The sequence below is a fragment of the Flavobacterium sp. GW823-FHT04A11 genome (genome assembly GCF_058796535.1).
In genome coordinates, this window is the sequence record NZ_CM179503.1 from 2,130,360 (window position 1) to 2,155,282 (window position 24,923).

The 24,923-nt window shown below is 35.8% G+C and carries 10 protein-coding genes and 1 tRNA gene; 8 read left to right on the forward strand and 3 right to left on the reverse strand.

Translation table 11 applies throughout. The annotated features are described in order from the left end of the window. Positions 1 to 394 precede the first annotated feature (394 nt). Complete coding sequence (locus AC3QL1_RS09305; RefSeq protein ID WP_492497015.1) at positions 395 to 1,489, reverse strand: exopolyphosphatase; 1,095 nt, start codon at positions 1,487 to 1,489, stop codon at positions 395 to 397. Between the two features lie 223 nt (positions 1,490 to 1,712). Beyond that, positions 1,713 to 1,925, reverse strand: a complete 213-nt coding sequence (locus AC3QL1_RS09310) for a helix-turn-helix domain-containing protein (RefSeq protein WP_492497017.1) — start codon at positions 1,923 to 1,925, stop codon at positions 1,713 to 1,715. 123 nt (positions 1,926 to 2,048) lie between these two features. On the opposite strand from AC3QL1_RS09310, the gene AC3QL1_RS09315 reads away from it, so the two are divergent. Further along, entirely contained in the window at positions 2,049 to 2,378 is a 330-nt protein-coding gene (locus AC3QL1_RS09315) for a hypothetical protein (protein ID WP_492497019.1), read from the forward strand. Between the two features lie 40 nt (positions 2,379 to 2,418). Here AC3QL1_RS09315 and AC3QL1_RS09320 read toward each other — a convergent pair. Next, positions 2,419 to 2,490: transfer RNA gene (locus AC3QL1_RS09320), tRNA-Glu, on the reverse strand. 659 nt (positions 2,491 to 3,149) lie between these two features. On the opposite strand from AC3QL1_RS09320, the gene AC3QL1_RS09325 reads away from it, so the two are divergent. The 7 genes from AC3QL1_RS09325 to AC3QL1_RS09355 all read left to right on the forward strand — a co-directional run bounded on the left by AC3QL1_RS09325 (position 3,150) and on the right by AC3QL1_RS09355 (position 24,915). Further along, positions 3,150 to 6,365 carry a hypothetical protein gene (locus tag AC3QL1_RS09325; RefSeq protein WP_492497020.1) on the forward strand — a complete coding sequence of 1,072 codons (3,216 nt, stop codon included), beginning with the start codon at positions 3,150 to 3,152 and terminating at the stop codon, positions 6,363 to 6,365. A 10-nt stretch (positions 6,366 to 6,375) separates the two neighbouring features. Continuing rightward, positions 6,376 to 11,412, forward strand: coding sequence for a DUF6443 domain-containing protein (locus tag AC3QL1_RS09330; RefSeq protein ID WP_492497022.1), 5,037 nt, complete (start codon positions 6,376 to 6,378; stop codon positions 11,410 to 11,412). 8 nt (positions 11,413 to 11,420) lie between these two features. Next, positions 11,421 to 11,867, forward strand: a complete 447-nt coding sequence (locus AC3QL1_RS09335; RefSeq protein ID WP_492497024.1) for a DUF4265 domain-containing protein — start codon at positions 11,421 to 11,423, stop codon at positions 11,865 to 11,867. Between the two features lie 790 nt (positions 11,868 to 12,657). Next, positions 12,658 to 14,319 (forward strand): T9SS type A sorting domain-containing protein, encoded by a 1,662-nt coding sequence (locus tag AC3QL1_RS09340; RefSeq protein ID WP_492497026.1) that lies wholly within the window; start codon positions 12,658 to 12,660, stop codon positions 14,317 to 14,319. Positions 14,320 to 14,670: 351 nt separating this feature from the next. Further along, entirely contained in the window at positions 14,671 to 19,848 is a 5,178-nt protein-coding gene (locus AC3QL1_RS09345) for a DUF5977 domain-containing protein (protein WP_492497028.1), read from the forward strand. A 34-nt stretch (positions 19,849 to 19,882) separates the two neighbouring features. Continuing rightward, positions 19,883 to 23,275, forward strand: a complete 3,393-nt coding sequence (locus tag AC3QL1_RS09350; RefSeq protein WP_492497030.1) for a DUF6443 domain-containing protein — start codon at positions 19,883 to 19,885, stop codon at positions 23,273 to 23,275. 1,097 nt (positions 23,276 to 24,372) lie between these two features. Further along, positions 24,373 to 24,915, forward strand: coding sequence for a hypothetical protein (locus AC3QL1_RS09355; protein ID WP_492497031.1), 543 nt, complete (start codon positions 24,373 to 24,375; stop codon positions 24,913 to 24,915). Positions 24,916 to 24,923: the final 8 nt, after the last annotated feature.

The following is a 24,923-nucleotide window of genomic DNA, read 5'->3' on the forward strand; positions in this document are numbered from 1 at the left end:
CGGAATAATTAGGACAGCCAAAACATTTTTTCTCAAGATTGAACTGATAGGTTAATAGGAGTTCGTAAACGCCTAATGTAATTATTAATAAAAATGATAGTTGTAAAAAGTAAAGTTTCCCCATGTAGATAATTCAAATATTAAAGCGGGTAAAAATAGATTTTTTTTAATGATTTTTTAAATTATTTATTTGATTTATATTGTGTCAGAAATTATTTAAATATTCTTTTTGTTTTAGAATATTAGTACACGAAGTATTTAAAAACTTTATTTTAAATAACACAAAATGCCTTAAATATTGCCTGTAATTGAAAGACATAATTTTGCTAAGGCTGTAAACTAAAAAAGCTTCAGATTTCTCCGAAGCTTTTTTTTAGTTGATTTATGTGATGTTTTAAAAATTTGTGTTTACTTTTTTAGAACGATCTGCGATGTATGACATTAGCCAGGTTACTTGCCCGTCTTTTACAAAATATATTTTCTTTGAATTTACATTTGGAATACTTTCCAGAAAGTTTACTAATATATTATTTGCCGATATAAGATATTTTTGGTCGTAGGTACTTAAAACTCTGGCAACTTCTTTATTGGTTTTAGAAAGGTTGGTAAACTTGACAAAATTATTTTTAAGAATCGCATCATAATTGTTAACGTCTTCTAAGTTTAAAGAAATATAATGATCCTTAACATTTTCATCATAATAAAGCGTTGCAAAAGCCCAAACGGCTCCTCCTGACAAATAGATTTTTTCCTTTTTTAATATAAGAGGATTGGCGTCCAGCATATCTTTGATCTTTTTGCGCAGAACCGGATTATAATCAAAAGATTTTTCCTGATAAGTTGACATATCATTAGCCTGACTTTGATTTAAAACCGTTTTCTTTACTGCGTCGGTAAGTGTCATAGTGCCAAAATCAAGTTCTAAAGGAATAAACTCTAATTTGTTGTCTTTAAGTTCGTCAATGTAGCCGCCTTTAGTAGTTTGCGCACCAATATCAAGTAATATAGCGTTAGAATAATCAACAGGCGGTATAGCGCCTTTAACTAGTATTTTAGGTTCTTCGTCAACATTAATTACATCAACACCCTTGTTGGTTTGAGTCGAAATTTTATTTTTCAAAATATCGATGTTGCGGGCAGAAGCAAAAACTGGAGCAGCAACAATAAATATATTTGCTTCCGGAACTTTAAATTTTTCTCTAACTTCTTTCAATTGCGCAACAATGATAGCGCTAATTTTTTCAATATCATCTTGAGGAACTTCGCCAGAAGCAGTAATATGATCAGCAAGACTAAGTCTCTCATTCGAGAAATAAAGAATTTTATAATCAGCTTTTTTGATATTATCTACATCCAGAACTGAAGTTTTTATTGCTCGGCGTCCGATTTCAATTCCGGCATAAAGATTTTTTTGAGAAAAGGAATTACTGGAAAAAAAGAGATTTAAAAGAATAAAAAATAAAAATTGGGATTTGTTTTTCTTAAACATTGGATTTAATTATTTTGAATTAAAGACTTTAAAGTAATTGTGGTATTATGAAAGTCACAATTTTGCATTAAAAATAATGGGTTTTAATATGAGATCGCAAATTTATAAAAACAATCACTAAGATAAATACTGATTTTAAGAAAATATGGTTATTTAATTATTAAGAAGTTTTTTAAGGTTAAAACTGTAAGATTTATATACGAATGTTTTAAAAATTCTATTTTTAAAACTTAAATAATTCACTGTAATCTATTTGAAGGGCATCGCAAACTTTTTCTAAAGTAGAAAGCGTGGCATTTGCATTTCCCTTTTCCAATCTCGACATATTACTTTTTTCAAAATTGCATTTTGAAGCTAATTCCTGTTGAGAAATATTCTTCTCAATCCGAATTTCCTGAATTCTTTTTCCAACTTTTTGCTGTATCGTCTGTTTCAAAATAATTATCTTTTATGATAATTCAAATTTTGTCATATATTTGCATAAACAGGTTATCATATATGATAACTAAAAGTACAAATTACTAGAAGTAAAAAATAAACATACGAGAATAATATTATAATGGAAATAAAAGAAGTTAAAGACCTAGAATATCTTAGAAAATTAATGGCTCTATATTTAAATACATTAAAAGCGCCAAATGATAAAACAGAATTTTATACCGCCGAAATCAAGTTAGTAAATTATTTTGAGCTTGGCTGTGTTATTACAAGCATGCTTAAATTATGTATTTTGGCATTGGATCATGAGGCACCAAAAATTTCTGGGACGGTGAAAAATTCATCTGTTAATGTGACTCTTATTTTAGAAGTCGTAATGCAGCTCTTTCCTGTGGATGAATTTGAGCTGCTAAGCGAGATTAATGAACTGCTTATTGATAAAAACAATTAAAACAAAAAAAGCTCCAGATTTCTCTGAAGCTTTATGTTAGTAGCCCGTAGCGGAATCGAACCGCTCTTACATGGATGAAAACCATGCGTCCTAACCGATAGACGAACGGGCCTGTTTTCTAAGCGGGTGCAAAAATGCAATTAATTTTAAAATACACAAAACTTTCTTTAAAACTTTTTTAGTTATTTTAAAAATATTCCATTTTAGCATTAATTGATTTTGAACAGAACTAGATGTAGTTGTTTGATTAGTAATTCATTATTTTATATAAAGATAGACAAGCAAGTTTTTTTGTTCTCTTGATAAAATGATAATATATATTTCAAATTATTTAATTTGAAAGAATATTCTTTTTTTTTACTATCCAGGATAATCACAACCAAATATGGGAATCTTCCAAAGTAATTGATTTTGAAAACTATAAATTTTAAATATTGATAATTTGCGAAATTTTTATTCCAAAATGAGGAAAGCCGTAAAGTTTTGTCCAGTGAGAGATTTAGATTTGCCCGCAAATCTAGAATAACCAAAACTTTATAACAAAAGCGTTTTTATGAAAAAACTATACTTATTACTTCTTATTTTATTGCCCTTTTTTCGTTATTCCCAAGATATTCTTTGGAAGAAATCGTATGGTAGAATCCATGCAGATTAAACAGGAATTTCCATCATTTATATCAAAAACCGATGTTAAAACGGAATCAGTTAAAGTCATAAAATCAATTCATTAAAAATATTTTTATAATGTATAAGTTAATTTTAAAGCATTCAGTGAAAATTTTATTTTTGCTGCTTTTCATGTTTATATCAGCAGGTGGTATTGCGCAGTCTGATCCAGATAAATTTTTGCCTAATATAGTACCACCGTCACCTACAGCGGGAGAGTTAGGAAAATTTGGGAACGTACCTGTAGGTTTATTTACGGGATCAGCGAATCTCTCGATTCCATTAATTAGTTTTAAAGCAAAAGATTTAGAATCTCCGATATCACTTTTTTATGGCTCAAACGGTATAAAGGTAGATGAAGTGTCCTCGAATGTTGGATTAGGATGGAATCTTAATTTTGGTGGAGTTATTACTCGTACTGTAAGAGATAAAAATGATGATGCGTTGGCAAGTGTATATCCGCCTGATGACTTGGCAAACGCAACTGAAGCACAAAGAGTTCAGTTTTATAAATCAGCCGGTCAGGCTACTGCTGACACAGAAAGGGATCAATATTCGTTTAATTTCAACGGAAATTCAGGAAAGTTTACTTATGATAAAAATGGGGTACCGTTTTTGGTAAACAATCAGAAAATTAAGATTGAAAGAACAGGAACGGGTAATGCAGATTTTGTAATTACTGGAACAAATGGTGTTAAGTATTTTTTTACAGAGAAGGAATCGACATCATTTAGAAATTCAGGATCTGGACAATCTGTTATTTCGTCAAGTGTAACGGCTTGGTACTTAAGTAAAATTGTACATCTAAACGGGCCTGAAATTTATTTAACATACGATGATTATAACATGGATTATGTCTCAAGTAATTCTCAATCATTAGAAATGTCTTATCCGCCAATGCAATTTGGATGTGGGGGAGTTCTTTATTCTAAGGCACCAACCTTAAGTGGAATTAATACTCAGAATATGACTGTGATGGGAAAAAGAGTCAATAAAATTTGGAGTAATAATGCCACAGACGGCTATGTGATTTTTACATATTCAGGTTCCGGAATTAATGAAGAAGTAGTCGGAAATAGCAAAATAGCAAATATCACTCTATTTAATGCTGAGAATATTGCAATTGAAAAAATTGATTTTAATTATTTAAAAACAGCAAATCAAAGGGTCTTTTTGCAAAATATTACATTTGCCGATCCAACTAAAAAATATAGTTTTGAATATATAAGCCAAACACAATTTCCTCAGAGGCTATCTTACAGTCAGGATCATTGGGGCTATTACAATGGAAAAAGTAATACTAATCTGGTTCCTAAATATATTAACCAATATGGACTAGATGATATTAATTATAATGGTGCAGATAAAGAGCCAGATGGAAATTTTGCACAAATAGGTTTGCTAAAAAGGGTCATTTACCCAACAAAAGGGTATACAGAATTTGATTATGAAAGTAATACTTATTGGGGACAAAAAACGACCTATCCACCAAAAATAAATTTAAAGATATCAAGAGCGGCAACAGACAATAGTGATATTCCGACAGAAACAACTTTTACATCACCAGTTAATCAGAGAGTTGAATTTCGAGGATGGTGTACTTATGTACCTAGTCAAGAACCAAGATACGATGCTAATGGCAATTTAATACCTGATCCTTATGATACCGGTAATTATAGTGCATCATTGCAAATAGTTGATACGGCTGACCCAAATAAATATCTTGATTTTTATGAAATTTCACAATTTGGCACTCCTTTTCTTCATCCCGGAAGTTTTAGATTTATAAATAAAGTAACTAATAATTTTTATTTTGATGCCGTAGCAGGAAAAACATATAAATTATATTTTAGTAAAACCGGGCTTCGTGCTTATGCTATGACAGATATTATTTATTACGGAACAGCTCCGGTTATTGTAAATACCAACATAGTAACTGGTGGTGTGAGAATTAAGTCAACAAGAGATTATACTGCCCTTACAGCAACACCGGTTTATAAGCGATACTATTATGCTGGTAAAGACGATCTAAATCATTCATCTGGAGATAAGGGAAGATCACCATTATATATGGAAGTTGTAAATAAAAGAGCGATGTGTCCTAGCGGCGGTGATGGTTTAGGACTTTGTCTTTTTACAGATCTGTCTGATTTGGTGGTAAGCTCAAGTAGTATGATATCTTTATTTGATACCGGAAATAGTAATTGTTTTTATAAGTATGTTACTGTTAGTGAAGGTGGTGATAATTTTGAGAATGGCGGAGAAATGAAGGAATTTATTGTTCATAGAGACAATTTCGGACAATTATTATTAGGTTCAGATATTCAGAGTGCACCTTTTACAAATTTTGGCTGGGATAATGGTTTAGAAGTAAAGTCACAAATATTGCAGAAAAAAAATTCAACTAACCCATTTGTAATTGTTTCAGAAACGCAAAACAATTACAAATTAGATCCCGCATATGCGAACGAAATAAAGGCTTATTCTGTTAGAAAAAATTATGATGAACCTTGTCCAAATGTAAATACTGTAGAGAACTTGAGTATTATTGAATACAAAACAAAAGCTTATTGGTTTTATCTTGAATCTACTACTTCAAAAAATTACGATCTTAATGGGTTAAATCCAATTGAGACAACAACAACGTATCAATATGTTAATTCGCTTCACATCCAGCTAACATCGCAAAGTACAAAATCGTCATTTAAAGAGACTGTAGAAACTAAATTTTATTATCCTCAGGATCTGGCTATGGTAAACGAACCTTTTATATCAGAAATGATCGATGCTAACAGAATTGATACACCACTAAAAACAGAAACGCTGCGAGCTGGTGTAAAACAATCCGAACAAAAAACTGAATATGCAAAAGATGCTAGCACTTCTAATTTGTTGTTGCCAAAGTTTATTTATGCCGCTAAGTTTCCTAATTCACTTGATACATCAAATTCTTTAGAGAAAAAAATAACCTATGATAAATATGATAATATTGGTAATATAATGCAGTATACTTTAGAAAGCGGTATGCCAGTGTCGATTATCTGGGGATACAATAAAACCAAGCCAATTGCTAAAGTTGAAAATGCAGTTTATAATGATGCCATCACAGCTTATAGCACTAACGAAAATACATTTAGAAATAATTTATCTAATGCAATGATTACAACCTATAGCTACAAACCATTAATAGGTATAAGTACAATTACAGATCCAAAAGGTCTTACAACTTATTATGAATATGACGAATATAACCGATTGAAAATGGTAAAAGATAGTCAGGGCAACATTATATCAGAAAATCAATATCATTATAAAAACTAAAAAGAAAAAAATGAAAATATATATATGTAGTTTTTTATTGTTATTGACAATATCATTTGGTTATGCACAAAAAGTAAGTGTTAATGCAGCTCCACCAGGTGGCGGGGGTGGTGAGCCTTCTTATACATGGTATGAGGATTATGATGGAGATGGATTTGGAAATCCACAGATAAGCAGGCCAAGCCCTACTAAGCCACAGGGATACGTTAGCAATAAAACAGATTTGGATGATAATAATAAATATATTACCAACGTGGCCCCTACCCAGTATTTTTATCTGGATTTTGATGGAGATACTTTTGGAAACCCAAATTCTAAAGTATTTTATAGTATAAAACCTCCCGGCTATGTGACTAACAATTTAGATTGTGATGATAATAATAAACCGGTAAATCCAAATACAGTTTGGTATCGTGATGCTGATGGTGATACTTTTGGTACTGTTTCAATTACTACAATGAGTTGTTTGCAACCGACGGGTTATGTTTTAAATGCCAGTGATTATGATGATGGAAATGGGACAATTACCAATATTGCGCCACAAACTTTTTACAGAGATTTTGATAATGACACTTTTGGCAATCCTAATGAGACAATATTTTGCAGTGTAATGCCAGTAGGTTATGTAACCAATAATGCTGATTGTAATGACCTCGAGAAGCTCATAAATCCAAACACGGTTTGGTATATAGATGTAGATGGGGATAATTTCGGATCGAATACATCTACTATTTTGAGCTGCACGAAACCAGTTGGCTATGCAGACAATCCAAATGACTGTAATGATGCCGTTACAGTATTAAATCCTAATACAGTTTGGTATTTTGATTTCGATGGTGATAATTATGGTACCGATGATGATATTGTTACGGGCTGTTACGCACCTGGTAAATATGTACGAAAGGGTGGGGATTGTAATGATAATAACGTTAATATATTTCCCGATAAAATATGGTATCCTGATGGTGATCATGATGGCTTTGGAGCTAATGAAAATATTATTAAAAGTTGCTTAAAACCAGCAGGGTATGTGGATATTTCCGGAGATTGTGATGATGGAAATATAACAATAAACCCAAGTAATATTTGGTACTATGATGGAGATGGAGATGGGTATGGTAATAATGCCATAAGCATGCAAAGTTGTACACAACCCTATAGATACGTTAAGAATTCTACAGATTGTGATGACGGTAATCCGGCATTAAAACAAATTAAAACGTGGTATTTTGATAATGATGGTGATGGCTTTGGAAATAGCGCTATAAAGGTGATAATCTGTGAACCGCCTACTAAGTATGTGGATAATGGTAATGATTATGATGATAGTACCGAAAACATTATAAATATTGCTCCACGAATTTTTTATGAAGATTTTGATAAAGATACTTTTGGGAACCCAAATGTAAGTTTGTATTATAGTATCCAACCTACGGGATATGTAACCAATAATTCAGATTACGATGACAGAACAGAGATGATTACTAACATCCCTCCGCAAAATTTTTATGAAGATTTTGACAGAGATACTTTTGGAAATCCAAATGTTAGTGTTTATTACAGTGCTCAGCCATTAAATTGGGTTACCAATAATGCTGATTGTGATGATACTCAAGCCACACTAAATCCAAATACTAAATGGTATGCCGATAACGAACCTGATGGTCTGGGCGATCCTTCAATTTTTATTCAGCAATGCACGGCGCCAAATGGTAATTATGTCAGAGATAATTCAGATAACTGTCCCTTAATAAAAGGCACAAGTTCTGATTGCTCGAACTTGACAAACCCATCTTCAGACCATAATTATATCATTACAAAAACTTATAAAAAACCAACAAAAACTGTTATAGAGAACCCGTCTATCGATCAGGTACAATCCAATATCACCTACTTTGACGGGCTAGGCAGGCCAACGCAGCAAATAGCCAATAAACAGTCCTCATTAGGAAAAGATATAATAACAACGATAGAATATGATAATTTTGGAAGACAGCTAAAAGAATATCTGCCGTATGAATCTTCTTCTTTAAATATGGCTTTTACAGATGGTGCTGCACAAGCGACAATCGATTTTTACGGATCACAGAAATACGATAACACGTCTAATCCATTTTCTGAGAAACAATTCGAATCCTCTCCCTTAAACAGGGTATTGAAACAGGCGGCCCCGGGCACTTCGTGGGCTATGGGCAGCGGTCATGAGATCAAGCTGGACTATAATACCAATACGGAAGATGAAGTAAAATTATACCAGGCCTCGGCAACATGGGATGCGGGATTGGGATTGTACGAAACAGCATTTTCAGATTCAGGAAATTATGCCGCAAATGAGTTATACAAGAATGTCACCTATGATGAAAACACCAGTGCAAACCCAGGGGAATCTTCCGGATCTACAGTAGAATTTAAAAACAAGGAAGGACAGGTAGTCTTAAAAAGGACTTATGAATCAGCAACAAAACATGATACCTATTATGTTTATGACCCTTACGGAAACCTGACCTATGTGATTCCTCCAAAAGCAGACGGGGACATCACTGATGAAGTTTTAAACGGACTATGCTATCAATACAAATATGACGGCAATAACCGTTTGGTTGAGAAAAAATTACCGGGCAAGCAATGGGAATTTATCGTGTATGACAAACTGGACAGGCCCGTTGCCACGGGTCCGGCCTTATCGCCATTTAAGGATGATACCAGCGTTGGCTGGATCATTACCAAATACGATGCTTTTAGCCGTCCGGTTTATACCGGCTGGATGGGTCAGTCGGCTAATGCCGCAACCAGAAAATCACTTCAGGATGCCCAGGAGACGGCTGTTAAATTGTTTGAAACAAAAGAAACCTCCGGCAGTATTGATAATATACAGGTTTATTACAGTAATGCCATTGCGCCGACCACTTTTAAACTTTTAACGGTTAATTATTATGATGATTATAATTATCCGAATGCGCCGGCAATACCAACCACTGTAGAGCAGCAGACTGTTCTGGGCAATGTAAAAGGCCTGGCAACGGCAAGCTGGGCAAGGGCGGTCACAACGGCCACGGCAAATGCAGGGGAAACCACAACAACGGTTTATGATCAGAAGGCACGCGCAGTGAGGACCTATGCCCAGAATCATTTGGGAGGTTATACCACAACGGACAGTAAACTTGATTTTAGCGGAAAACCGTTTTATACCATTAGCAAACACAAACGCACGGCAGGAGATAACGAAATCAGCATAAGGGAAGAATTCACCTATTCTGCCCAGGACCGATTACTGACCCATACCCATCAGATAAACGGAGGGACAGTTGAGCTTTTGGCGGCGAACACCTATGATGAGCTCGGACAGTTAACCGAAAAGCTGGTAGGGAACAGCACGGGAAGCCCTTTGCAGAAAGTCGATTATACTTATAATATAAGGGGCTGGCTTACGGAGATCAACAAAACCGATGATCTGCAGCAAAATACAGACCCCGTTGATTTGTTTGCCTTTAAAATCAATTATGACAAACCGCAGGCCCAAATCCCGAATGTGAATGCCCTGTACAACGGAAACATAGCCGAAACGTTCTGGAAAACGGGAGCTGATAATACGGAACGCGCCTATGGTTACCAGTACGACAAGCTTAATAGGCTGATGAGTGCTGTTTATCAAAAATCAAAGTTAACCACAGATTCCTATAACGAGAACCTCTGGTACGACAAAAACGGAAATATCCTCTCGCTGAACAGAAACGGGGATATGGACATGCAGGCCGGTACCAATGTAATAGATAATTTAGCCTATACGTATCCCGCCAATTCCAACCAGCTTTCAAAAGTGACCGATAACATCCCAAATACAAGCGGATTTAACGATGCCAATACCACAGGGGATGATTACACTTATGATGCGAACGGAAACCTGATTGCTGATAAAAACAAAAATATCACCGAAATACAATACAACCAACTCAATTTACCTAAGAAAATAACTTTTGGCACAGGAAATACAATTGAGTATATTTACAACGCGACAGGACAAAAGCTGGAGAAAATTGTAAAGGAAGGAACCACGACAACGAGTACCAATTATCTGGGAGGTTTTCAGTACAAAGACAATGTTCTGGAGTTTTTCCCAACCGCAGAAGGGTATGTGAAAAATGATGCCGGTGCGCTTTCCTATGTGTATCAGTACAAAGACCATTTAGGAAACATACGGTTGAGTTTTGCCAAAAACCCGACAACCCAGGTTCTTGAAATTATTGAAGAAAATAATTATTATCCTTTTGGGCTAAAACATAAAGGATATAATGATTATGTGGCTACTAATAATAAGTATAAGTATCAAGAGCAAGAGCGTCAAGATGAGCTGGGACTGAACTGGGACAGCTTTAAATGGAGAAATTATGATTTTGCTCTTGGAAGGTTTATGTCTATAGACCCATTAGCGGAAAAATACGCTTACAACTCGACCTATGCTTTCCAAGAGAATAAAATGGGATTAGGTAGAGAATTAGAAGGTTTAGAACTAGTTTCACCTATTCTTTCTGTAGAAGTAGAATTTGCACCTGTAGAAAGTGTAAGTGTAACGCCAGAATTTACCATTGGAGTTGAAGCTGTCGAAGTTGTACCAAGAGTTAGTATGTGGGAAACTGTTGGTAACTTTGTTGGCGAACTTGTAGATACGGTAATGGGAGGGTCTGACGTAAAAGTTGATTTAGTTCCAAAGAATGCAACGACTGGAAGTATTGACCAAGCAAAAGCAAAACCTACACCAGAAGAGAGAGCGGCTAAGTTAAGTAAGAAAGATAGACCTGGTCTACCTATGACAAAAGCGGGTAAGGAAGCTGTAATAGATGTAAATAAAGCAAAAAATGGTGGTAAAACTGTTTGTGAGGGTTGCGGAGTAGAAACAGTACCAGCGACACAATCTAAAAAAGGTGTAACACCATCTAAAAAAGAAACAAACGTTGACCATAAGAAAGCACAAGCAAAAGGAGGTAGTGGGACACCTGCCAATGGACAGGTTTTGTGCCGAGGATGTAATATTAAAAAAAGCGATAAATAGTTAATAATATGGACAATAAAGAAAGTAATGTAAAGGTCGCTTTTGTGCAAAAAATAAATGAAGGTGAATTTGAAACCGAAACTATTTGGTGCGAGAGAGATGGAGAAAATTTTATAGTTGATAATATTCCTTTCGTCGCAAAAAGAATTTCATTAGGCGACACAATTACAGCCGAATATGATGATGATGAGAAAATGTATTATTTTGACGATTTTGTTAAAACGTCAGGAAATAGTACAATAAGAATTTTTTTCTATGATGATAACGAAATTGAATCGACAAGAGAATGGCTGAATAAAAATAGTTGTGAATCAGAAGTTTTGCCTGTTAGAAGTATTGTTGCAGTAAATATTCCAAAAATTGTAAATTATACTCCAATTAAGAACTATTTAGATGATGGAGAAGAAAAAGGTATTTGGGTTTATGAAGAATCTTGTTTAGAACACGATTATTAAAATTGAGAATTTATCAAAATAAAGCCACTCCAATCGGAGTGGCTTTTGCTTTTTATAGCACTTTAAAGTGTACCAAACTGTTAAAATAGAATCCAAGTTATCCTGTATCTGCTGGCGAACCTCATTAAAATTTGAAAAAATAGTATTCGGAACATTTGTCCTCCCCAGCTGGCGCGAGCGTCTCGCTCGTGAACGCAATTAAGCCATTCCATAAACGGAGTGGCTTTTGAATTTACAACAACATTAAATGTACTAAAGGGCTAAATTGTGTACCCAGATTAGCCTGTATCGCTGAGGAGCTAAATAAAAAAGAAAATTAAGATTGAAGACACCCGCTCTCTGAAGATTTGTTTTAAGATGCTGTGCGAATTTCTTTGACTTCGCACCCGTAGCAATAATCATAATATGCTCTTCTAAAGTTTTTATTAAAAGATGCGCAAATATCCCCCAGCTAGCGCGAGCGTCTCGCTCGTGAGCGCAATCAAAAATCAATAAAAAAGCTTCAGAGCAATCTGGAGCTTTTTTTTAGCCCTTGCAGGATAATTCCGGAACGTTTATATGTGATTTGAGGAAATTAAGTGAAGGATGATTAAATATTTCCAGATTTTAAATACCGAACCCGATACGGTAAATTTTTAAAGGCATTGATTTTAGCCTGTTAAATTAGGATGTTGTTAAAGTTTAAAATTTTTATTCCAAAATGAGGAAAGCCGTAAAGTTTTGTCGGGTGAGAGATTTAGATTTGCTTGCAAATCTAGCGTAACCCAAAACTTTATAATCAAGTGCTTTTATGAAAAAACTTTACTTATTACTTCTTATTTTATTGCCTTTTTTTAGTTATTCCCAGGATATTCTTTGGGAGAAATCCTATGGTGGAATCCATGCGGATTATCTTTTCGATGCACAACCCACGGCAGATTACGGTTTTATTTTGGCAGGAAGTTCATTGTCGGGCAAAACAGGAAATAAAACAGACGATAACCATGGAGATCTGGATTACTGGATCTGGAAAATGAATGAAAAAGGCGACCTCGAGTGGCAAAAAAGCATTGGAGGAAGCGGTTTTGACCTGCTTCAAAGTATTAAAAACACCAATGACGGCGGTTTTATCCTGGCGGGCACTTCGGGTTCGGGAAGCGGTTTTCAGAAAGGGGAAGACTGTAAAGGGATTACCGATTTTTGGGTGATAAAATTAGATGCTTCGGGAACAGAACAGTGGCAAAGAACCATTGGAGGTTCTGGCCAGGATGAATTATTATGTGCTTTTCAGACCAAAGATGGAGGTTATGTATTAGGCGGCTCTTCAAGTTCTAATCCTCCAGCAATTTCAGGCACAAAACCGGAAGCAAAAGCAGCAGCAACTACTAAGGCAGACCTGTACAACAAATCTGAGAAAAGCAGGGGCAATATGGATTATTGGGTGGTAAAACTCAATAAGGAAGGTGTTATTGAATGGCAAAAAACGTATGGGGGAAAATATGCCGATCTGCTCAGAAGCATGGAACAGACCAGCGATAACGGTTATATTCTGGCGGGCTATTCGAGTTCTCCCATATCCGGAGATAAAACAGATGCCAATAAAGGAACGGGAGATTACTGGATCATAAAAATAAATGATACCGGGGAAATCCAGTGGCAAAACAGTTATGGAGCAGAAGGCGATGATCAGCCTTATGTGATTCACCAAACTAAGGATCTGGGATATATCGTTGGCGGCAACACCAATAGTAAAAACGCCCTAACCCCACAAGGAGGCATTGTAGGTAACGGTACTGATTTCTGGGTCTTAAAATTAGATACCGAAGGAGGGGTGATTTGGAGTAAAACGTATGATTTTGGAAAAACGGACATTCTAACTTCTTTGGTCGAGAATAATGATGGCACTTATTTAATTGGCGGCCATGCCAAAACAGAATCAGGGCGATCCATAGTAAATAAAGTTGCTAAAGCTGCCGGAGTAAGTAAGGAAAAAGACGGAGTTGATGATTATATCGCCTTAAAAATAGATGACAAGGGAGAAGAAACCTGGAAGAAAACCATCGGAAGCAACGGAGAGGATATTCTTAGAAGGCTGATTGAAACCCGTGACGGGGGATACCTGATGGCAGGGACTTCCAATTCAAATTCCTCAAAAGATAAAAACTCCAATATTGGCAGTAATGATTTTTGGGTTGTAAAGCTTAAAGACAAGGCGAAAATTGAGAAAGTCAAAGCAAGTATAGAAGCCATCCCCAATCCGGCCAAGACCTACACCAATGTAATTGTTGGTTATGACTTTAAGGAAGGAACAGCCACTGTGGTGGATATCTCAGGAAGAATCCTGCAGGAGTTTAGTATTTCAAGCAGAACAGTTCCCGTGGATTTAAGCAGATATGCGGAAGGAATCTACATCATCAATATCAAAACCGATGTTAAAACGGAATCAGTTAAAGTCATAAAATCAATTCATTAGCCTTTTATTGTGATTCGAATAAAAACGAAAGATTTATTATTTAAAATTCTGAAAATTCAAATTTTAGTTTAATGACCAATAACTACAAATAATAAGTACCCAATAAGCTAACTAAGCCAACGGCTAAGAAACATGAAAATAACAAATACTTATAAATTAATAATAATATTACTCCTGATTCTAAATAAGAGTTGGAGTCAAAACGAAGCAACAAGTTTACTTCCAAATATAGTTCCCCCAGCCCCCAGTGCTTATCAACTGGGGAATTATGGGAATGTTCCAATAGGCTTGGTTAATGGAACGTCTAATATTAATATTCCATTGTTAACTTTTTCGACAAAGAATTTAACTATGCCTTTAAATTTATTTTACGGCTCAAATGGGCTTAAAGTAGATGATCTTTCCTCAAGCGTAGGATTGGGATGGAATATGAATGCAGGAGGTATTATTACCAGAAGTGCAAATGATGTTGCAGATGAAAAAAACAGCATGTCTTCAAACGATATACCTGATGATGCGCTTTTAGATGATGGAAATAATACCGCTGAAGATATTAATTATTTCTATGTAATAGGAAATAATGAAAGGGCAGATTCTGAAACTGATATTTTTTCGTTTAATTTCAATTCGATATCCGGTAAGTTTGTTTTAGATAAAAATCAAAACCCGGTGGTGATCGAGAATCAAAACGTTAAGGTGGAGAAAGTTACTGATTCTGGAAAAATTTCCTTTGTAGTGACTACTAACGACGGGGTGAAATATTATTTTACAGAAACCGAGACGACCGTGTTCAGGTCACAGAATGCCGGTTTCTCACTACCACAAACTTACACAACTTCATGGTATTTAAGCAAAATTAAACATCCTTTTGGCGATGAAATTTATCTGGAATATGAAAGTAATGATTACAATTTTATTGCATCAGAATCGCAGTCTTTAATTGTATCAAATCCTTATAATCAGGAAAATTGCACAGAAAATGGAAATAATTACCAGTACGGTCCAGTGCTAACCAATATAACCTCGCACGGTATGTCTATCAATGGTAAGCATATAAAAAAAATATACTCCAATAACACAATTAATGGAGTTGTAAATTTTTTATATTATGCTGATAATGATCCGGAAGTTTCAGGTGGGGGAAATAGAAAAATTAAAGAAATACAATTGGTTGGTAATGCTTCTGAAATTATTGAAAAGGTTAATTTTAATTACACAGTATCTTCCAATAAGCGTACTTTTTTGAATGAAATCTTTTTTAAAGATATAAGCAAAAAATATAAATTTGATTATATCTCTCCTGACCAATTCCCGCTCCGATTATCTAAAAGCCAGGATCACTGGGGTTATTACAATGGAATTTCTAACACCAGCTTGGTGCCCAAGGTTCCCAATTTTCCAGAAATTGAATTCAATAATGCCAATAAAGAGCCCAGTGAAAGCTATACCAAAATGGGAATGCTTAAAAAAATATGTTATCCTACGAAAGGTTGTTCAGAATTTGAATATGAAGCGAATACATTTCGAGGTCAAAAAACGATTACACCCGCTCCAGTCGGTGGGAATCTGATGGTTTATATTGGTCCTTCCCTTACCGAACCTGATCCTGATCCTGATCATCCTCCCACTACTAAGGTAAGTGAAGAAACAATATACCTCCCTTTTAGCCAAATCGTAGAGGTTGGAGGTTGGGGAGAATTTAATCTTGATGCTTGTCCTGCAAGTATGAATACAGATCATTCACAAGCAAACCTGACTGTTACTGAAATTGAAACAAATACGCTGATGGATTTATATGCAAAAGCGCAATCTGGAACTTTATTTTATTATACAAAATCTCTTTTATTAAAAGAAAACATTTCAGTTTCCACACTCTATTTTTTTGGTAAATCCGATAGGCATTATAAAATTAGTTTAAAAGCCAATGTACGATGTACCGCCGGAGGAGCTAATTTTACTTACGAAAATGCTCTACCTCATACTATTGAAGATAATATAGTCACAGGAGGAATAAGGGTAAAAACAGTTAAGGATACTGATGGTAACAATCAAGGTAATTATAAACGATTTTATTATTCTTCTTTATCTAATTTAAATATATCCTCAGGGATTTCATCAGGAAATCCCTATTACATATCAAATAGTGTAAAAAGAATTCCATGTCATGGGACTGGTCCAACTACTATTAATTGTTTGCATGTTGATGTAACTAATTTAGTTTTGTCGTCAAGCAGCATTATTTCACTATATGACAAAGGTGCCAATGTCTTCTATAGTAATGTTACAATTAGCTATGGAGATGATTCATTTTTGAATGGTGGAGAGAATCATCAATTCATTATAAATAGAGATCTGCCAGGGGAAGTTCTCTCAGGAACGGATTTTAATAATTCATCAAAATCCAATTCCGGATGGGATAACGGATTAGAAAGTAAAGTAATTTATTTTAAAAAGAAGAATACAGCAAATGATTTTCTCTATCTCAAGGAAAGTACCAATACGTATGTCCTGGATACCAGAATTAATAAAGAAGTCTACAACTATCCTGTGAGAATGAATTTTCAGTTAGATTGCTATTCTTTTGGGCAGCCAGATAGTATAGAAAATCTGGATATTATGCGGAGTGTAATTTCTTCGCATTGGAATTATCTCTCTTCAAATGAAACAAAAGAATATTTCTATAATACTAATGATGTTCTTACGAATTCAATATTAAATGAAACCAAATATATTTATGATAATCCTAATCATGCACAATTAAGCCGAAAACAGAGCATTAATAGTACTAATGAAACTTTGCAAACCAAATATTTTTACCCTCCTGATTTAGTAGGAGAAGCAGGGATGGCTGAATTGACTTCTACAAATAGGATAGCAGATCCTGTTGTTATAGAACAGTATAATGAAATTAATTTGATTTCTAGGAATAAAACAGTTTTTGCTAAAGATGATACCACAGCTAATTTGCTACTTCCGAAAGAAGTGTATTCTGCCAAGTTTCCCAACTCTAATGCTACCGCAGATGATTTAAAAAGAAAAATAACATATGATAAGTACGATGATACGGGGAACATCTTGCAGTATACTCCTGAAGCAGGTTTGCCCGTCTCTATCATCTGGGGATATAACAAAACACAACCGATAGCTAAAATTGAAAATAAAGCGTATCAAAATATTCCAGTTGAAACAATAACAAATTTACAAACATTATCAAATACTGATAAGGATAACTGTTTGAGCGAAAGTTGTAGTGAACAGCTCCTTAGAAATTCGTTAAATGCGCTTCGAAATTCACTTTCAGACAGTTTTGTTACGACATATACTTATAATCCGTTGGTAGGTGTTACCAGTATTACCGATCCAAAAGGAATGGCATCTTACTATGAATATGATGCTGTAGGCAGATTAAAATTTGTAAAAGATAATGAATTAAACGTACTTCAAAAATATTGTTATAATTATAAAGGGCAACAGACGGATTGTGGTGACAATACTTCAACAACTGTTATTTCATATAAAAGTATAGCCAGAAGTGGTTTGTTTACAAAAAATAACTGTCCGGCCGGAGGATCAGCAGGGTCTATCGACTATAGCCAGGAAATTGGAGCTGTTATTTCAGATATTTCCCAAACAGATGCTGATGATAGAGGCCTTATTAAATTCAATGCAGATGGACAGGCATATGCGAATACTAATGCCAAATGTACTTTTTGGAATGTTGTTCAGAGCCAGCTGATAACCCGCAACAATTGCGCAGCAGGTGGTACACCCGATAGTGCATTATATACGGTTCCGGCCACAAGATATTTCTCAAATATCTCCCAGGCAGATGCAGATGCACAGGCTCAAGCAGAAATTAATACTAATGGACAGGCATTTGCTAATGCTAATGCCAAATGTACTTATTGGAATTTTGCCAAGACCCAGGCAGTAACCCGTAACAATTGCCCAGCAAGAGGCACACCTGATAATGTATTGTATACAGTTCCGGCCGGAAGATATTTTTCAAATCTTTCCCAGGCAGATGCAGATGCACAAGCGCAAGCTGAAATTGATACCAATGGACAGGCTTATGCCAATGCTAATGGCAACTGTACTTTTTGGAATATTGCCAAAAACCAATTGTTTACCCGTAACAATTGCGGAGCAGGAGGAATACCGGAAAGCGTATATTATAATGTTGCGGCTGGAAAATATTCTTCAAATCTTTCTCAGGCAGATGCAGATATGCAGGCTCAAGCTGAAATTGATAGTAATGGACAGGCATATGCCAATACCAATGCTACATGTACTTTTTGGAACTTTGCCAAGAGTCAGCTGATACCCCGTAACAATTGCGCAGCAGGTGGTACACCCGATAGTGCATTATATACGGTTCCGGCCGGAAGATATTTTTCAAATATCACCCAGGCAGATGCAGATATGCAGGCCCAAACAGAAATTAATACTAATGGACAGGCATTCGCTAATGCTAATGCCAAATGTACTTATTGGAATTTTGCCAAGAGCCAGGCAGTAACCCGTAACAATTGCCCAGCAGGAGGCACACCTGATAATGTATTGTATACAGTTCCGGCCGCAAGATATTTTTCAAATCTTTCCCAGGCAGATGCAGATGCACAAGCGCAAGCTGAAATTGATGCCAATGGACAGGCTTATGCCAATGCTAATGGCAACTGTACTTTTTGGAATATTGCTAAAAACCAGTTGTTTACCCGTAACAACTGTGCGGTGGGAGGCATACCGGAAAGCGTATATTATAATGTTGCGGCTGGAAAATATTCTTCAAATCTTTCTCAGGCAGATGCAGATATGCAGGCTCAAGCTGAAATTGATAGTAATGGACAGGCATATGCCAATACCAATGCTACATGTACTTTTTGGAACTTTGCCAAGAGTCAGCTAATACCCCGTAACAATTGTGGAGCCGGAGGTACACCGGACAGTGCATTATATAGTGTTCCGGCCGGGAAATATTTTTCAAATCTTTCACAGGCAGATGCAGATGCACAGGCTCAAACAGATATTAATACTAACGGGCAGGCATTTGCTAATGCTACTGCGAAATGTACCTTTTACAGCAATGCCAGAAGCGGATCTTTTACCAGAAATAATTGTGCTGCAGGGTTTGTAGGTTCAAGTGTCTCTTTTAGTCAGGCGTATGGAGTTTCAACTTCTACAAATTCACAGACGGAGGCGGATTCTCTAGCTTTAGCTAAATTTAATACAGATGGACAAAACAATGCAAACAGCGTAGGAGTTTGTACAGCTGCCGCCCCAGTTTACACATATGATTATACCTATTCTCCTACATCATTAAGTATGACACTATTTGCTTATTGTTCAACAGCAAATCATCCTGCAGTCACCTTTAAATTTATAATAACGTATTTAACTACCGCTGATAAACTTATAACTGTGAGGAAAAGTATTGTCTTGGGAGCCAACCAACTTTCCGCATCACTGACATTTAATTTAGGTGGAGTCATCGATACTCAAAATGTTCAACTTGATGGCCCGGTACAATAATAGCCTCAATAATTTAAATATGAAACAGAACTTGATGAAAAAATTTATATCAATTATAATTTTGTTATTATCTGGAATTCCGGTGCTACAAGCCCAGGGTTTCAGTGATGATAATTTTGTTTACACGGCTGCTCCAAAAAAAGCGGTTAAGTCGGGAAATTTCAATACTCTGACCAAGGAAGAGGTAAGCCAGAACATTACCTATTTTGATGGACTGGGCAGACCTGTTCAGACTACTGCCATTGGTCAGGGAGGAAACGGTTCTGATATAATAATCCCAGCAGAATACGATAGTTTTGGCAGACAGGTTAAGGAATATCTGCCGTATGCATCTTCAAACGGAGGTACCAGTTATCCAAGAATAGATCCTGCTACATCAATCAATGCTGCCATGGCTTTTTACGGATCACAGAAATACGATAACACGTCTAATCCGTTTTCCGAGAAACAATTCGAATCCTCTCCCTTAAACAGGGTGTTGAAACAGGCGGCCCCGGGCACTTCGTGGGCTATGGGCAGCGGTCATGAGATCAAACTGGACTATAATACCAATACCGAAGATGAAGTAAAATTATACCAGGCTTCGGCAACATGGGATGCGGGATTGGGATTGTACGAAACATCATTTTCAGATTCAGGAAATTATGCCGCAAATGAGTTATACAAGAATGTCACCTATGATGAAAACACCAGTGCAAACCCAGGGGAATCTTCCGGATCTACAGTAGAGTTTAAAAACAAGGAAGGACAGGTAGTCTTAAAAAGGACTTATGAATCAGCAACAAAACATGATACCTATTATGTTTATGACCCTTACGGAAACCTGACCTATGTGATTCCTCCAAAAGCAGACGGGGACATCACTGATGAAGTTTTAAACGGACTATGCTATCAATACAAATATGACGGCAATAACCGTCTGGTTGAGAAAAAATTACCGGGCAAACAATGGGAATTTATCGTGTATGACAAACTGGACAGGCCCGTTGCCACGGGTCCTGCCTTATCGCCATTTAAGGATGATACCAGCGTTGGCTGGATCATTACCAAATACGATGCTTTTAGCCGTCCGGTTTATACCGGCTGGATGGGTCAGTCGGCTAATGCCGCAACCAGAAAATCACTTCAGGATGCCCAGGAGACGGCTGTTAAATTGTTTGAAACAAAAGAAACCTCGGGCAGTATTGATAATATACAGGTTTATTACAGTAATGCCATTGCGCCGACCACTTTTAAACTTTTAACGGTTAATTATTATGATGATTATAATTATCCGAATGCGCCGGCAATACCAACCACTGTAGAGCAGCAGACTGTTCTGGGCAATGTAAAAGGGCTGGCAACGGCAAGCTGGGCAAGGGCGGTCACAACGGCCACGGCAAATGCAGGGGAGACCACAACAACGGTTTATGATCAGAAGGCACGCGCAGTGAGGATCTATGCCCAGAATCATTTGGGAGGTTATACCACAACGGACAGTAAACTTGATTTTACAGGAAAACCGTTTTATACCATTAGCAAACACAAACGCACGGCTGGAGATAACGAAATCAGCATAAGGGAAGAATTCACCTATTCTGCCCAGGACCGATTACTGACCCATACCCATCAGATAAACGGAGGGACAGTTGAGCTTTTGGCGGCGAACACCTATGATGAGCTCGGACAGCTAACCGAAAAGCTGGTAGGGAACAGCACGGGAAGCCCTTTACAGAAAGTCGATTATACTTATAATATAAGAGGCTGGCTTACGGAGATCAACAAAACCGATGATCTGCAGCAAAATACAGACCCTGTTGATTTGTTTGCCTTTAAAATCAATTATGACAAACCGCAGGCCCAAATCCCGAATGTGAATGCCCTGTACAACGGAAACATAGCCGAAACGTTCTGGAAAACGGGAGCTGATAATACGGAACGCGCCTATGGTTACCAGTACGATAAGCTTAATAGGCTAACGAGTGCTGTTTATCAAAAATCGAAGTTAACCACAGATTCCTATAACGAGAACCTCTCCTACGACAAAAACGGAAATATCCTCTCGCTGAATAGAAACGGGGATATGGACATGCAGGCCGGTACCAATGTAATAGATAATTTAGCCTATACGTATCCCGCCAATTCCAACCAGCTTTCAAAAGTGACCGATAACATCCCTAATACAAGCGGATTTAACGATGCCAATACCACAGGGGATGATTACACTTATGATGCGAACGGAAACCTGATTGCTGATAAAAATAAAAATATCACCGAAATACAATATAACCAGCTCAATTTACCTAAGAAAATAACTTTTGGCATAGGAAATACAATTGAGTATATTTACAACGCGGCAGGACAAAAGCTGGAGAAAATTGTAAAGGAAGGGACCACGACAACGAGTACCAATTATCTGGGAGGTTTTCAGTACAAAGACAATGTTCTGGAGTTTTTCCCAACCGCGGAGGGGTATGTGAAAAATAATGCCGGTGCGCTTTCCTATGTGTACCAGTACAAAGACCATTTAGGAAACATACGGTTGAGTTTTGCAAAGAACCCGACAACCCAGGTTCTTGAAATTATCGAAGAAAACAATTATTATCCTTTCGGGCTAAAACACAAAGGATATAATGATTATGTGGCTACTAATAATAAGTATAAGTTCCAAGGACAAGAGCTTCAAGATGAACTAGGGCTTGGCTGGTACAGTTTTAAATACCGTAATTATGACCCTGCAATAGCAAGATTCATGTGTGTCGACCCATTAGCATCAAAATATCCGTATAATGGAGTATATAATTTCTCTGAAAATAGAGTTATTGATGGTGTTGAATTAGAAGGATTAGAAGTTCAATTAATTGTTGACAAAGGAAATTATGCAAAAGGAGACGTTGGACATACATTTGTATCAGTTAGTAGTGGAAAAAATACGACTGTTTATACATATGGAAGATGGGCTGGAACAGATGCAAATAGTGCGGGAGTCCATACGCCTCTTAATAATGGAAATGGTGTAATGGTTAAACTCACAGGCAAGGATGCAGTAGCTGAAATCCAAAAATATGTAAAAAAGTTTGGAGCTGAAGTCTATCAGATTAATAACGCAAATGAAAAGAAAGTCGGCGCTACTTTGGAAACAGAATATAAAAAATCTGACAAGACACCAGAAACAGGAAAATACAAAGGAGATGAACGTGCTCATGTTATTGATAAGTATGACATTTCTGAAAATAATTGTACAACCAAAGCTTTAGAAGCAGTAAATGGTGCTGTTCCTGGAGGGGAGATAAAGTATCAAACCACTGTTACAGCTGGTGGATTTCCTGTTGTAACAGAAGACGGAACTAAAGATACTTATGCGCCAAAAGACTTAAACAAACAATTAAACCAAGCATCACAACAAAGCGGAACTAACGTACAAAAAGTAACAGATAAATATGACTAATAAACTTAAAATAACTTGTTTAGTAATAATTGGATTAATTTGCCTATATATAATCTCCTTTACAACGGATTTATTGTTGAACAAAAAATATACTGTAGATGAAATACCTTACACAAATAGACAACAAGGTTTAATAGGCATTCAGGAAGTTATAGAAAGAGATTATATGAATATGTTTTATTTAAACATAGGATATGTGTTTGTATTAATTATGATATCTATAGTACTATTAACTATTAAGAAAAAATAAGGGTAATGGGTAATGTATCAAATGGGTAGTGTTACAGATTAGGTGTTTTTATAATTTAAACACTTAACTGACTGAAAAAGAATATAAAATTTTAATTATTGAATAGAGAAAGAGACGACCAGCTAGTCATCTCTTTCTTTTTTGTCTTTTAATAAGCCTTAAAATGCTTTTATCTTACCTTAGTGTTTCAAATTAGGTCATGAAATAAAATGTAATTTTTGTAATGGTAAATGCATAAAAAATGGATTTCCCAGCTGGCGCGAGCGTCTCGCTCGTGAACGCAATCAAAAATCAAAAAACCATTCCATAAACGGAGCGGCTTTTGGATTTACAACAATATTAAATGTATTAAAGGGCTAAATTCTGTACCCAGATTAGCCCCAGCTGGCGCGAGCGTCTCGCTCGTGAACGCAATCAAAAATCAAAAAGCCATTCCATAAACGGATTGGCTTTTTGATTTACAACAATATTAAATGTACTAAAGGGCTAAATTCTGTACCTATATTTGCCTGTATCGCTTGGAAGCTAAATAAAAAAGTAAATTAAGATTGGAGCCCCCTCTCCAAAGAGTTGTTTTAAGATGCTGTGCGAATTTCTCTGACTTCGCACCCGTAGCAATAATCATACTCTGCTCTTCTAAAGTTTTTATGAAGATGCGCAAATGTCTCTGACTTTGCACATTCTTTTACGTACAATTTATTAAATAAGTAAAAAAAACATGACTTTTGCAGAGGCTTTCAAATTAAAACAAACATTGTAAATTTTTCTAAATGAGGATTATTATAAATCACTTTTAACCCAATTGAAAATAATACTATAAGTGTCAATACAATTAAATTTCCTTTCTATGATTAGATATACTTTTTATCTGCTTTTTTTTATAATTTTCGGTTGTACAAAAACTAGTAATAATTTTAATAAACAAACAGAGAAAGAAGAAATAGATGTTTTTTTTGAAAATTTCATTCAAACTAAAAAAAAGGATTACGACTTTAAAAAAAATAAATATGTAAGATATGGAGATTCTCTGGAGTTTACATATTGGATTAAGGAAAGTGGGGTTGATACCACTTATTTAAAAAAATATTTCAATTCAAAAAGACCTATTGCTTTTGAAAGGCCTGTCATTTTTACGGGCTATAAACCATTTGATTTTGAAGAATTTTATATCTATAAGAGAAAAAATCCAAATTCTAACCTTAATGATTCTGTTTCAATCAATGCCAATCAATGCGAGCTGATATCATTTAATTTTTTAGTTTTCAATGAAGAGAAAAACAGAGTGTTAATTTATTACTCCTTGAATTGCCATAACGGTTATGTTGAAGTATATGCAAAAAAAAGCCATCAATGGTTCTTATTAAAAGAGATTAGTGAGATTACACGGTAAATTATAAT